Consider the following 13638-nt stretch of genomic DNA (forward strand, 5'->3'; position numbering starts at 1 on the left):
GCGACCCCCGGCGTGACAGGCCGGTATTCTGACCAACTGAACTACCACTCCCATGTTCATGGTGGCCCACTGCTTCCCTGGTGGCCCACTGCGGGCTGTGCCTGGTGGGTGCTGACGGGCTCGAACCGCCGACATCCAGCTTGTAAGGCTAGCGCTCTACCAACTGAGCTAAGCACCCATTACCCAAACCAAACGCAGGGACGCGAGTCTACCGTATCGCCAGCCGGCTGACCAGAGCAGCGCGCAGGGCCGCGCGTATCCCTTCGTCGGCCAGCGGCCCGGCCTGCCCGAACAAATCAATGCGTGGTCAGTCCGGCTCCCCCGGCGACGCCTTCGGCGTTGGTCGCAGCCAACGGCGGCGCAGTCACCGCCTCATCGCTCGCCACCGCTTCGGGCTTGCGCTCAAGCGCATGCTCGAGCACCTGGTCGATCCAGCGTACCGGAATGATTTCCAGCTTGTTCTTGATGTTGTCCGGGATTTCCGCCAAGTCCCTGACGTTTTCCTCGGGAATCAGCACCCTCGCCAAGCCACCGCGGACCGCCGCGAGAAGTTTCTCCTTCAGACCGCCGATCGGCAGAACCTCGCCACGCAGGGTAATTTCGCCGGTCATGGCGACATCGCAGCAGACCGGAATCCCGCTCAGCACGGAAACCAGTGCGGTGCAGATTCCGACGCCGGCCGATGGTCCGTCCTTCGGGATGGCGCCTTCCGGCAGATGGATATGGATGTCGCTCTTCTGGTAGAAGTCGTGATCGATACCGAGCGACTGCGCCCGCTTGCGCACCACCGAAAGCGCCGCCTGCACGGACTCCTGCATCACCTCACCCAGTTTGCCGGTGGTCGTCGTCTTGCCCTTGCCGGGCAAAACGACCGCCTCGATCGTCAGCAGTTCGCCGCCCACTTCGGTCCACGCCAAACCTGTCACCTGACCGACCTGGTTCTCGCGCTCGGCAACACCGAAGTTGTAGCGGCGAACACCGAGGAACTTGTCGAGATTGCGCGCGCCCACGGCGACCTTGTGCTGACTCTTGCGCAGCAGCAGCGTCTTCACCACCTTGCGGCAAATCTTTGAAATGTCGCGTTCGAGCGCCCGGACACCGGCCTCGCGCGTGTAGTAGCGGACGATGTCGCGCAAGCCGCTTTCGGCAACGGTCAGTTCCGTCGTGCGCAGGCCGTTGTTCTTGATCTGTTTAGGCAGCAGGTAGCGCTGCGCGATATTGACTTTTTCGTCCTCGGTATAGCCCGAAAGGCGTATGACCTCCATCCGGTCAAGCAAGGGCGGCGGGATGTTGAGCGTGTTGGCCGTGGCGACGAACATGACATCGGACAGGTCGTATTCGACTTCGACGTAGTGGTCGACAAAGGTCGAGTTTTGCTCGGGGTCGAGCACTTCGAGCAGCGCCGAACTCGGATCGCCACGAAAATCCTGGCCCATCTTGTCGACCTCGTCGAGCAGGAAGAGCGGATTCTTGACGCCGATCTTGCTCATGTTCTGCAGGATCTTGCCCGGCATCGAACCGATGTAGGTTCGCCGATGGCCACGAATCTCGGCCTCGTCGCGTACGCCACCAAGGCTCATGCGAACGAACTTGCGGCCGGTAGCACGCGCGATCGACTGGCCGAGCGAGGTTTTGCCGACGCCGGGCGGCCCGACCAGGCAGAGAATCGGTGCCTTCAGGCGGTCGACCCGTTGCTGCACGGCAAGGTATTCGATGATCCGTTCCTTGACCTTCTCCAGGCCCCAATGGTCGGCGTCGAGAATCTTGCCCGCTGCTGCCAGGTCCTTGCTCGTCCGCGTCCGCTTGCGCCAGGGCAGGCCGACCAGCGTTTCGATGTAGTTGCGCACCACCGTCGCTTCCGCCGACATCGGCGACATCAACCTCAGCTTGCGCAGTTCGGACTGTGCTTTGGCAAGGCCCTCGCGACTCATTCCGGCGGCCTTGATCTTCTTCTCAAAGTCGTCGATGTCGGCACCGTCCTCGCCTTCGCCAAGCTCCTTCTGGATCGCCTTGACCTGCTCGTTCAGGTAGTACTCGCGCTGGCTCTTTTCCATCTGGCGTTTGACGCGACCGCGAATTCGCTTTTCGACCTGCAGAATGTCGATTTCCGCTTCGAGTTGGGCGAGCAGGCGCTCCATGCGCGCACGGACATCGAACATCTCGAGAATTTCCTGCTTCTGTTCGATCTTCAGCGGCAGATGCGCGGCAATCGTATCGGCCAGCCTCCCCGCCTGTTCGATGCCGGTGATCGAAGTCAGGATTTCCGGCGGGATCTTCTTGTTCAACTTGACGTACTGATCGAACTGCGCAATCACCGCCCGGCGCAGCGCCTCGACTTCATGATTGACCCCGTCCTCGATGAGGACCGAGCGCGAGTGTGCGAAGAACATGTCCTGGCGCGCTTCGATCACTTCGATGCGCGCCCGCTGCGTACCTTCAACGAGAACCTTGACCGTCCCATCGGGCAGCTTCAGCATCTGCAGAATATTGGCCGTGCACCCGACAACGTACAGGTCTTCCGCCTCCGGTTCGTCCTTGACCGCCGATCTCTGGGCGACGAGCAGGATGTTCTTGCCGGCCTCCATCGCCACCTCGAGCGCCTTTATCGACTTTGGCCTTCCGACAAACAGGGGAATCACCATGTGCGGAAAGACCACCACATCGCGCAGGGGCAGGAGCGGGAGTTCAATCCGCTCGCTGGACAGCTTGGGAGTTGCAGACATCGATTGTGCCCTTCAGGTAATGGTCCATGTCCCAGATGGTGACACGAATCCGAATTTCAAGCTGCGCCGCTCGCTCGACACACTGGCCGCTGGAAACGCGGCGTGGCTTTGCTTCCGCTCGCGGGTACCGGGTATCGTGGCCGGCTCTGTTGACCGCCCCCCAACAGGCGCTCAGTTGCCGCCGGAAACCTTCGGCTGGCCGGCGTAAATGAGGAGCGGCTGCCCGTCCCCGACAATGACGTTCTCGTCTACGACCACTTCTGAGACATCCTCCATACTCGGGAGTTCGTACATGCTGTCGAGCAACACCGATTCGAGGATCGAGCGCAAACCGCGCGCACCGGTCTTCCTTTCGAGCGCCTTCTTGGCCACCGCGGTCAATGCCGCTGGCCGGATCTCGAGCGCTACCCCCTCCATCGCAAACAGCTTCTGGTACTGCTTCACCAGTGCGTTCTTCGGTTCGACGAGGATCTGGACGAGCGCAGTGGCCGACAGTTCTTCGAGCGTGGCAACGACCGGCAGGCGACCGATCAACTCGGGAATCAGACCAAATTTGATCAGGTCTTCCGGCTCGACGGTGCGCAATACTTCACCAATCGCCTTCTTGTTGTCCTTGCTCGTCACTTCGGCGCCAAAACCGATGCCGCCACGCTCCGAGCGGTTGCGGATGACCTTTTCCAGACCGTCGAAGGCACCCCCACAGATGAACAGGATATTTGTCGTATCGACCTGCACGAAGTCCTGATTCGGGTGCTTCCGTCCACCCTGCGGCGGCACCGAGGCAATCGTCCCTTCGATCAGCTTGAGCAACGCCTGCTGCACACCTTCGCCGGAGACATCGCGCGTAATCGAAGGGTTATCCGACTTGCGCGAGATCTTGTCGATCTCGTCGATGTAGACGATGCCGCGTTGCGCCTTCTCGGTATCGTAATCAGCCTTTTGCAGCAGCTTCTGGATAATGTTCTCGACATCTTCGCCGACGTAGCCCGCTTCAGTCAGCGTCGTTGCGTCTGCCATTACGAAGGGAACGTCCAGCATCCGCGCCAACGTCTGGGCGAGCAATGTCTTGCCCGATCCGGTTGGACCGATGAGCAATATATTGCTCTTGGCAAGTTCGACCTCGTCAGCGCCCACCCTGCCCTGGTGGCGCAGGCGCTTGTAATGGTTGTACACGGCGACGGCAAGAATGCGTTTTGCCTGATCCTGACCAATCACGTACTGATCGAGCAACGCCGAAATCTCGCGTGGCGTCGGCAGATCGTTCCGGCCACCCTTGCTGCTGTGATCGCCGACGATCTCGTCGCGCACGATATCGTTGCACAACTCGATGCACTCGTCGCAAATGAAAACGGACGGCCCGGCAATCAGCTTCTTGACTTCATGCTGGCTCTTTCCGCAGAACGAGCAGTAGAGCAGTTTTTCGCTGCCGCTTTTCTTTTCCGACATCTCGACCTACCTCACTGTTGTGCGATCAGGCATCACGACGCGAGCCTCAGTCACAGCGCGCCGCGGCTCGCCAGCACCTTGTCGATCAGACCATACTCGGCGGCTTCCTCCGCCGAGAGGAAGTTGTCGCGATCGGTATCGCGCTCGATCCGTTCGATAGCCTGCCCGGTGTGCCGGGCCATCAGTTCGTTCAACTTGGCGCGCAACGACAGGATCTCCTTGGCGTGGATCGCGATATCCGACGCCTGCCCCTGAAAACCGCCCATCGGCTGGTGAATCATCACGCGTGAATTGGGCAGCGCGAAGCGCTTTCCCTGCGCGCCGGCAGCGAGCAGGAAGGCACCCATCGAACACGCTTGCCCCATGCACAAGGTAGACACGTCCGGTTTGACGAACTGCATCGTATCGTAAATCGACAGGCCGGCCGACACGCCACCACCCGGCGAGTTGATATAGAAATGGATGTCCTTTTCAGGGTTCTCCGCTTCAAGAAACAGCAACTGGGCAACGACCAGGTTGGCGGTCACGTCGTTGACCGGACCGACGAGAAAGATCACCCGTTCCTTGAGCAGACGCGAGTAGATGTCGTAGGCGCGCTCGCCACGGCCGCTCTGCTCGATCACCATCGGCACCAGGCCAAGCGCCTCTGGCCGCCAGTTGCTACCGCCTTCGATGTTCATGCGCATTCCTCCTCGTCGTGCAGCCGCCCTGCCCTCAGGACGTATGCCCCATCAACTCCGCGAAAACCACCGGTTTGTCGACCACCTTGACCTGCGCCATGACCCAATCGACGATCTGCGCCTCCATCGCCGCCCCCTCGAACTCGCGCAGGCGCTCCGGCTGCGCATAGTGCCAGCCGACGATCTGTTCCGGGTGCTCGTAGCTTTGTGCCGCTTCTTCAACCAGCGCGCGCACCTGCTGCGGCTGGGCGCGGATGTCGTTGGCACTGGCGATCTCGGCCAGGATCAGGCCGAGCGCGACGCGCCGCCGTCCCTGCTCGGCAAACCAGTCGGCCGACATCGGCAGCTCTTTCACGTTCATTCCGCGTTGTCGCATGTCCTGGCGCACTGACTCCTGCAAGCGTTCGATTTCACCCGCGACCAGCACCTGTGGCACCTCGATCGGATTGGCGCTGAGCAACAGGTCCATCACCTGTTGGGTAACTCTTGCCTGCAGGCGCCGCTTCACCTCACGCCGCAGATTCGTCTCGATTTCGCTGCGCATCTGCTCCAGATCGCCGTTGTCGATCCCCAGCGCAACCGCAAAATCGCTGTCGATCGCCGGCAGGACGGGTTCGCCGACCTCCTTCACCGTCAGCTCGAAGCTCACCGTCTGGCCCGCCAACTCGCTCGAAAAATACTCCGCCGGGAAGGTCATCTCGAAGGACTTGCTCTCGCCCGCGCGCGTACCGGCAACCGCATTTTCGAAATCGGACAGCATTCGGCCTTCGCCGAGGACGAAGCGGTAATCCTGGCCTTGGCCGCCAGCAAAAGGCTCACCGTTCTTTCGCCCGAGAAAGTCGATGCTGACCTGGTCGCCGACAGCCGCCGGGCGATCAACGGTCTCGTAGCGCACACGTTGCTTGCGCAGGATTTCGATCGTCCGGTCGATCTCCGCCTGACCGACCTCAAGGACGGAACGTTCGATCTCGAAGCTCGACAAATCGCGCAGGACGATATCCGGATAGACTTCGAACTCCGCCGAGAACTGCAGATGTGTGTCGCTGTCGCCGGCTCCCGCTTCGAGCTTCGGTGCGCCGGCAATTCGCCACCGCTTTTCATCGAGCGTCTGGTTCAGCAGGCGCGCGAGTTCGCTGCGCAGCGCTTCATGGTTCGCCTGCGCGCCATGCTGCTGGCGAACCACTGCAGGAGGCACCTTGCCGGGACGAAAGCCGGGCATTTTCATCGTCTTGCCGACACCCCGCAAACGTTGCTCAACCGCCTTATCGAGGTCGGCGATGGAGACCGACAGGTCGACCCGCCGCAACAGCGGGCTCACTTCCGAAGCATCAGTGTTTTCGGCATTCGTTTCCATTAAGAGTCCTTGAAGTCATACTGGCGGAAAGATGGACTGGTGCGCTTGCCCTTGCCGCGTGCTGCCCAGGCAGGGCCGGCACCCGCACCAACCGGCAGAGGCGACCTGCCGCACCCGGCTCGCCCCAGTACGCCAGAACAGCAGCGGCCGGGCAAAGCCCGGCTCGCCGGTACACCGCCCCACCTCTGCGCGAACGAAAAGCAAGGGATTCTACAGCAATACCGTCCAGGCCGAAACGTCACAACCGCCCCAGGATAACCTCGGCGACGAATCTGCTTCCGATGTACGCCAACAGCAGCGCCAGGAAGCCGGTCAGCGTCCAGCGCAGAGCGACGCGTCCACGCCATCCATACAGGCGGCGGCCGACCAGCAAGGCGGCAAAGATCGCCCACGAGGCAAAGGCAAACAGCGTCTTGTGATCGAAAACGACGGCACGGCCGAAAATCGCCTCGGAAAACAGAACGCCGCTCAACAGGGCCAGACTGAGCAGGCAAAAGGCAAGCAAGATCATCCGAAAGAGGAGAGCTTCCATGGTCAAGATCGGCGGCAGGCTGCCCAGGCTCCTGGTCAGCGCGCGCTGATGCAGCTTGCGCTCGGCAAAACCCATGAAAACCGCATGCAGTGCGGACAGCGTGAACACGCTGTAGGCGAGCATCGCCGTAAGAAAATGGAACTGGAAACCCCAGGCGCCAGCGTGCGCGACGACGCGCAAATGGGGGAAAAGCGCCGGCGCCGCGGCGCCCAGCGCCGCCAGTGGGAGAACCAGCGGCTGCAGCCCGTCCATGCGCGAACGAAAGCTCTCCAGCCAATAAATCAGAACGGCCAGCCAGAGCATCAACGAAAGCGCGTAGCTGAAAGAGAAGCGCATTCCGCCAGCGCCGAACAGGCCATTGTAGAGGCCGAAAGCCTGAATCGCCAGGGTTGCAAAGATCGCTCCACGCTCCCACGGCCGCATCGGTTGGGTCAGCAGCGGCCGGTCGGTTTCGCGCCAGCGAGTGTTCCAGAAGTGAATTCCGAGCGCCGCATGCAGCAGCGAAGAAACGACGTGCGGGAGAAGCTGCAGTAGAATATCTGCCATTATCTGAGTTTACACCAAGCCGGAAGCCAAATGCTCGACAACCTCACCCAACGCCTTGCCCGTGTCATGAAGACCCTGCGCGGCGAAGCCCGCCTGACCGAGGCAAACATCAGCGACGCCTTGCGCGAGGTTCGCCTCGCGCTACTCGAAGCCGACGTTGCCTTGCCAGCGGTAAAGGAGCTGATTGCCGCGGTCAGGGAGAAGGCGATCGGCGAGGAGGTGATCGGCTCGCTCAGCCCTGGCCAGGCGCTGATCGGTGTTGTTCATCGCGAACTCACGCGCATCATGGGTGAGGCGCACAGCGGCTTGAATCTGGCAACGCAGCCACCGGCGATCGTCCTGATGGCTGGCTTGCAGGGTTCGGGCAAGACGACGACGGTCGGCAAGCTGGCCCGGATGCTGCGCGAAACACAGAAAAAAAAGGTGCTGGTCGTTTCCTGCGACATCTATCGCCCAGCCGCGATCGAGCAGTTGAAGACCGTCGCGGGGCAGGCAGGAGCCGATTTCTTTCCCTCCGCTGCGCACGAGAAACCGGTCGACATCGCCCGTCAGGCGGTCGACTGGGCACGCCGTCACTACCACGACGTGCTGCTCGTAGACACCGCCGGGCGGCTGGCGATCGACGCTGCGATGATGAAGGAGATTGCCGACATCCACGCCGCGATCAAGCCGATCGAAACGCTCTTCGTGGTCGACGCGATGCTCGGGCAGGACGCGGTCAACACTGCGAAAGCTTTCAACGAAGCACTACCGCTGACCGGCATCGTGCTCACCAAACTCGACGGTGACGCACGCGGCGGCGCCGCCCTGTCGGTCCGTCACATCACCGGCCGACCGATCAAGTTTGCCGGCATCGGTGAAAAGCTGAACGGACTGGAGGCGTTTCACCCGGAACGGATGGCCTCGCGAATTCTCGGCATGGGCGATGTCCTGTCACTGATCGAGGACGCACGCAAGGGAATCGATGAACAGAAAGCGGTCGACTTCGCGAAGAAGCTGAAAGCGGGAAAAGGCTTCGACCTGAACGACTTCAAGGACCAGATCGGGCAGGTGCGCAAGATGGGCGGCCTGGCCTCGATGATCGAGAAGCTGCCGGCCCAGTTCTCGCAAGCGGCGGGACAGCTACCCGCCGGCAGTGAAGACAAGGCAGTCGCCCGCATCGAGGGAATCATCAATTCGATGACACCGACCGAGCGCAGCAAACCCGAACTGATCAAGGCGGCACGCAAGCGGCGCATCGCGCTCGGCGCTGGCGTGCAGGTGCAGGAAGTCAATCGCCTGCTCAGGCAGTTCGAGCAGACGCAGCAGATGATGAAACAGTTCTCGCGTGGCGGCATGGCGCAATTGCTGCGCGGCATGAAGAACATGCTGCCCGGTTTGCGCTGAACAGAGCGCGCGCGCCAACGGCGGCCAGGCCTAGTGCATCAGCGTAAGGCCAGCTTGCTGCTCCGCGCATAGGACCAGTGGCGGTCCCAGGCAGCGCGTACCATGTTCGGGTACTGCGGCTGGCCGAGACTGCCGTTGTAGCGCCCGAGCGCCCGATAGAGGTCGCCACGCTCAATGTCGAGATAGTGACGCAGGATCGTGCAGCCATAACGCAGATTCGTCCGCAGGTGAAACAGATTGTCGTCGCTGCGCCCGACCAGTTTGATCCAGAAGGGCATAACCTGCATGAAGCCGCGCGCGCCAGCGGTCGACACGGCGTACTTCTTGAAGCCGCTCTCGACCTGGATCAGGCCGAGGACGAGCTGTGGATCGAGCCCGGCACGCGTCGCCTCGTAGTGCACCGAGCGGAGGAACTCGAGCCGTCCTTCGCGATCAGGGATCCGCTTCTCCAGGCGACGAGACATCTCGCTCAGCCAGTCGACAGCCGCCAGCGAATCCTGGAACGAGCTCGTCGTTGGCGCGCGGTCCGAAACCGTGCGCGACAGCGCCGCCTGCACGCTGGCCGACAGAGGCTCGTACTTTTGCGCGCCGGACTGTGCCGCCGTGGCGGTGAACATGGCCAACAGGACGATCAGCCAGCGCACAGCCGCTCCCGCAGAAACGCACCGATTTCACTCACTGGCACCATCTGCGCCGCCGCGTCGCAGCGGCCCTTGTACTCCAGTTTACCTTCGCCCAGGCCGCGCTCGCCGACAACGATGCGATGCGGAATGCCGATCAGTTCCATTTCGGCGAACATCACGCCCGGACGCTCGTTGCGGTCATCAAGCAAGACGTCGATTCCGGCCGCCTGCAAGTCGTCGTAGAGCGCATCCGCCGCCTGCCTGACCGCCTCGTTCTTGGCATAGCCCATGGGAACGATGCAGACCGCGAAGGGGGCAATCGCCGCCGGGAAGACGATACCGCGCTCGTCGTGCCCCTGCTCGACGGCCGCCCCGACGATGCGCGTCACGCCAATCCCGTAGCACCCCATCTCCATGATCCGGCTCTGACCGCTCTCGTCGAGAAAACTGCATTTCAGCGCCTCGGCGTACTTGGTGCGCAACTGGAAGATGTGGCCGACCTCGATGCCGCGACACAGTTCGAGCGCTCCGCGCCCGTCCGGTGACGGATCGCCGGCAACAACGTTACGGAAGTCCGCCACTCTGGCCGGCTCGCGCAGGTCGCGGAGAAAATTCACCCCGGCCAGATGGAAGCCGGCTTCGTTCGCGCCACAGACGAAATCACTCATCGTCGCGACGCTGCGATCGGCCAGGACCGCCAAGTCGGCCGGCACGCCGAGCGGGCCGAGGTAGCCCGGCGGGCAGCCGAAGGTGGCGACGATTTCGTCATCGCGCGCAAAGCGGAAGTCGCCGAGCAGTTTCTGCGTCTTCACCTCGTTCAGCGCGTGGTCGCCACGCAGGAGAATCAGCGCCAGCTCGCGGCAGCCCGGCGGCGGCGCCGCAAGGACGACCGCAATCAGCTTGACGGTTGCCGTCAGCGGGCAGCCAAGCAACTCGGCAACGTCCTCGCATTTCGTTCGCCCGGGGGTCGGCACCTTGCGCAACGCTTCCCGCGCCGGCAGCCGCTCGCCGGCTGGCGCCAGCGCCTCGGCCAGCTCGACGTTGGCAGCAAAATCCGATTCAGGGCAATAGGCCAGCGCATCCTCACCTGAGTCCGCCAGAACATGAAATTCGTGCGAGCCTGTACCGCCGATCGACCCGGTATCGGCCGCGACGGCACGAAAACGCAATCCCAGGCGGGTAAAGATGCGCGAGTAAGTGGCGAACATGTTGCGGTATTCGCGCTGCAGATCGGCGAAGCTGCCATGGAACGAGTAGCCGTCTTTCATCAGAAACTCGCGCCCGCGCATGACGCCGAAGCGTGGCCGAATCTCGTCGCGGAACTTGACCTGAATCTGATAAAAGTGCAGCGGAAGCTGGCGGTAGCTTCTCACCTCGCGGCGCACGACATCGGTGATCACTTCCTCGTGCGTCGGACCGATGACGAAATCACGCTGGTGCCTGTCCTTGCAGCGGAGCAACTCGGGACCGTACTTTTCCCAGCGACCTGACTCCTGCCACAACTCAGCCGGCTGCACCGCCGGCATCGACAGTTCGATGGCGCCGGCGCGATCCATTTCCTCGCGCACGATCGCCTCGACCTTGCGCACGACGCGCAAGCCGAGCGGCATCCAGGTGTAGATTCCGCCGGCCAGGCGCCTGATCATCCCGGCGCGCAGCATCAACTGGTGACTGACGACCTCGGCGTCGGCCGGCGCCTCCTTGAGGGTAGACAGAAAAAACCGGGAACTGCGCATGGTGGATAGCCGAAAAAAGACAAGCGGAAAGGCAAGGGCCGATTTTACCCGAGCCCGGCGCCGACCGCGAACCGATTTGGCGCAACTTGTGATCTGCTTTGCAAGCCATGCGAAATGTGGAAGAATGCAGGCAATCAATTGAATTGCAGGTCTTGGGAAATGCTTGACCGTGAAGGCTATCGCCCGAACGTCGGCATCATTCTTTGCAACGCCAGGAACGAGGTATTCTGGGGCAAGCGCATCCGAGAACATTCATGGCAGTTCCCGCAGGGCGGCATCAAGCGCGGCGAAACGCCCGAGCAGGCGATGTACCGGGAACTGTATGAAGAGATCGGTTTGCTGCCCGAGCATGTCTGCATTCTGGGGCGGACCAAGGACTGGTTGCGTTACGACGTACCGACGCATTGGGTAAGACGCGAATGGCGTGGCAGTTACCGCGGGCAAAAGCAGATCTGGTTTCTGCTGCGCCTGATCGGCCGCGACACCGACGTCTCGCTGCGCGCCTGCGACCACCCTGAGTTCGATGCCTGGCGCTGGAACACTTACTGGGTTTCGCTTGACGCCGTGATCGAGTTCAAGCGGCGCGTGTACGAGCAGGCGCTGAACGAACTGGCGCGTTTTCTCAACGCCGACCACCGGCGGAGCCGCCGGCCGCCGGCAACCCCGCGCGTAAACCTGTCGGACGCGCAACCGGTGACGCTGGTCGGCGAGGAGTAGGACGTGCAACGCCTTCCGCCCACCTCCATCCGACGCACGTACACCGGCGGGTGCTGGCTGGCGTCGATCAGCCAGGCGCTGCTCATTGGCGCCTTCCTTGGCCTTGGTGCTGGTCCGCTGGCCGCCGCCGAGCGCGGCGACGAAGACGAGGAAAGGAAAGCCTGGCAGGAAAACGAAGTGCAGTTGCCCGCTTTTCCGCAAGATGAAAAGCTGATCCCCTTCGAGGTCAGCGCAACGACGAACAATCGCTTCCTGGTCGATGGCGACTCGCTGAGCGTCGGCAGCGACGGGGTTCTACGTTTTACGCTGGTCATCGTCAGCCCATCCGGCGCGCGGAACATCAGCTACGAAGGAATGCGCTGCGCCACCGGCGAGCGCCGAGTCTACGCTCTCGGCCGCGCCGACCGCACATGGTCGAAAGCGCGCAGCGACCGCTGGCAGACGATCAGCGAGAACACGCTCAACAGACACTACGCGGCGCTTTTTTCCGACTACTTCTGCCACATCGACGTCCGCTTGCGCGACGCCGACGACGCTCGCCGTGCGTTACGTCATGGCGGACAACCGACTGCGCTGCGCCGCTGATCGTTGGCCAGGCTGTCTCCACCAAGCGGCGCCGTCCGGTCGCCGGCCGAGGACCGCGATGACCCCGATGACCCCGATGACCCCAGACGACCTCATCATCAGTTTCGACAAGGCGCTGCGCACGCTCTTCGCGCCAGCGCCGACGACGCGCCCGGTGCCGGGAAGCGACCTCGGCCATGATCCCTTGACGCCTGCGGAAAGGACACACGCCGCCGCCCTGATGCGGGTCAATCATGTCGGCGAAGTGTGCGCCCAGGCGCTCTACCAGGGGCAGGCGCTGGCCTGCCGCGACCCAAGCGTCCGGCACGCGCTGCAGCAGGCAGCGGACGAGGAAACCGAGCATCTGGCGTGGACCGAACGCCGCCTGGCCGAACTCGTCGACCGCAAGAGTCTGCTCAATCCGGTCTGGTATCTCGGTTCGCTCGCCATCGGCATCTGCGCCGGCAAGCTGGGCGACGCCTGGAGCCTCGGCTTCCTGGCCGAAACCGAGCGGCAGGTCGAAGCACACCTCGACAGCCACCTCGACCAGTTGCCAGCAGGCGACCGCAAGTCGCGCGCCATCGTGGCCCAGATGCGTGCCGATGAAATCGCGCACGCGGCGACGGCCAACCGGCTCGGTGCGCGCGAACTGCCGGCGCCGGCCCGTCTGGCGATGAAGCTGGCCGCCAGAGTGATGACGCGGACCGCGTACTACCTCTGACGCCTCAGGCCTCGACGATGGCGTAGTCGTAGGTGATCTCGGCCGTCTTGCCGAGCATGATCGACGCCGAGCAGTACTTTTCCTTCGACAACTGGATTGCCCGCTCGACCGCTTCCGGCTTGAGCTGCTTGCCGGTGACCCGGAAGTGAAAGTGGATGTGGGTAAACACCTGCGGTTCGCTTTCCGCGCGCTGCGCCTGCAGGCTGACTTCGCAACCGCTGATCGCCTGCCGCCCCTTTTTCAGAATGAGCACGACATCGAAGGCCGCGCAACCGCCGGTTCCCGCCAGGAGGAGCTCCATCGGACGCGGCGCCAGATTGCGCCCGCCTGCTTCCGGCGCGCCATCCATCACCAGTGCATGGTTCGTGCCCGTCTCGGCGACGAACGACATTCCGTCATTGATCCACTTCACCTTGCATTCCACGCCACAGACCTCCACCCACGACAAGCTTGACCCCGTGCCCGGCGGCCGCCGTTCACGCCCAACGCCCTACCAGTGCTCTTTCGCATTGTAACCGGAAGCACCTGGCAGCAGGCCACGCTGCCGATGGTGCGGTGCACTATCACGGTCAAAATGACGTCTTCATCGTCCCCGCCAGAACATTACTTA

General features: G+C 62.6%; 12 protein-coding genes and 1 tRNA gene. 4 read left to right on the forward strand and 9 right to left on the reverse strand.

Annotation, left to right across the window (positions count from 1 at the left end; genetic code table 11):
• Nucleotides 1-102: 102 nt before the first annotated feature.
• The 6 genes from RKP46_RS09105 to RKP46_RS09130 all read right to left on the reverse strand — a co-directional run bounded on the left by RKP46_RS09105 (nt 103) and on the right by RKP46_RS09130 (nt 7281).
• A tRNA-Val gene (locus tag RKP46_RS09105) sits at nt 103-178 on the reverse strand.
• A gap of 118 nt (nt 179-296) precedes the next feature.
• On the reverse strand, nt 297-2723 hold the full coding sequence (gene lon, locus RKP46_RS09110) for an endopeptidase La (RefSeq protein ID WP_311106358.1): 2427 nt from the start codon (nt 2721-2723) through the stop codon (nt 297-299).
• 171 nt (nt 2724-2894) lie between these two features.
• Complete coding sequence (gene clpX / locus RKP46_RS09115) at nt 2895-4169, reverse strand: ATP-dependent Clp protease ATP-binding subunit ClpX (protein ID WP_311106359.1); 1275 nt, start codon at nt 4167-4169, stop codon at nt 2895-2897.
• A 50-nt stretch (nt 4170-4219) separates the two neighbouring features.
• On the reverse strand, nt 4220-4849 hold the full coding sequence (gene clpP, locus RKP46_RS09120) for an ATP-dependent Clp endopeptidase proteolytic subunit ClpP (protein WP_311106360.1): 630 nt from the start codon (nt 4847-4849) through the stop codon (nt 4220-4222).
• 34 nt (nt 4850-4883) lie between these two features.
• Nucleotides 4884-6203: a trigger factor gene (gene tig / locus RKP46_RS09125; RefSeq protein WP_311106361.1), complete on the reverse strand. Its 1320-nt coding sequence runs from the start codon at nt 6201-6203 to the stop codon at nt 4884-4886.
• 238 nt (nt 6204-6441) lie between these two features.
• Nucleotides 6442-7281: a cytochrome c biogenesis protein CcsA gene (locus tag RKP46_RS09130; RefSeq protein ID WP_311106362.1), complete on the reverse strand. Its 840-nt coding sequence runs from the start codon at nt 7279-7281 to the stop codon at nt 6442-6444.
• A 30-nt stretch (nt 7282-7311) separates the two neighbouring features.
• On the opposite strand from RKP46_RS09130, the gene ffh reads away from it, so the two are divergent.
• Nucleotides 7312-8667, forward strand: coding sequence for a signal recognition particle protein (gene ffh / locus RKP46_RS09135; RefSeq protein ID WP_311106363.1), 1356 nt, complete (start codon nt 7312-7314; stop codon nt 8665-8667).
• A 38-nt stretch (nt 8668-8705) separates the two neighbouring features.
• Here the strand turns inward: ffh and RKP46_RS09140 are convergent, their stop codons facing one another.
• Nucleotides 8706-9284 (reverse strand): lytic transglycosylase domain-containing protein, encoded by a 579-nt coding sequence (locus tag RKP46_RS09140; RefSeq protein WP_311106377.1) that lies wholly within the window; start codon nt 9282-9284, stop codon nt 8706-8708.
• A 14-nt stretch (nt 9285-9298) separates the two neighbouring features.
• Nucleotides 9299-11026: a proline--tRNA ligase gene (locus tag RKP46_RS09145; RefSeq protein WP_311106364.1), complete on the reverse strand. Its 1728-nt coding sequence runs from the start codon at nt 11024-11026 to the stop codon at nt 9299-9301.
• Between the two features lie 159 nt (nt 11027-11185).
• Here RKP46_RS09145 and RKP46_RS09150 point away from each other — a divergent pair, with 159 nt between their 5' ends.
• From RKP46_RS09150 to coq7, 3 genes are all read left to right on the forward strand, one after another.
• A complete protein-coding gene (locus tag RKP46_RS09150) occupies nt 11186-11743 on the forward strand; it encodes an RNA pyrophosphohydrolase (protein WP_311106365.1) in 558 nt (185 codons plus the stop codon).
• 3 nt (nt 11744-11746) lie between these two features.
• A complete protein-coding gene (locus tag RKP46_RS09155) occupies nt 11747-12328 on the forward strand; it encodes a CNP1-like family protein (RefSeq protein WP_311106366.1) in 582 nt (193 codons plus the stop codon).
• Between the two features lie 76 nt (nt 12329-12404).
• Nucleotides 12405-13028: a 2-polyprenyl-3-methyl-6-methoxy-1,4-benzoquinone monooxygenase gene (coq7, locus tag RKP46_RS09160; RefSeq protein ID WP_311106378.1), complete on the forward strand. Its 624-nt coding sequence runs from the start codon at nt 12405-12407 to the stop codon at nt 13026-13028.
• Between the two features lie 4 nt (nt 13029-13032).
• Here coq7 and RKP46_RS09165 read toward each other — a convergent pair whose 3' ends face one another.
• Complete coding sequence (locus RKP46_RS09165; RefSeq protein ID WP_311106367.1) at nt 13033-13452, reverse strand: OsmC family protein; 420 nt, start codon at nt 13450-13452, stop codon at nt 13033-13035.
• Nucleotides 13453-13638: the final 186 nt, after the last annotated feature.

The organism is Accumulibacter sp. (assembly GCF_031732815.1).
Classification (GTDB): Bacteria; Pseudomonadota; Gammaproteobacteria; order Burkholderiales; family Rhodocyclaceae; genus Accumulibacter.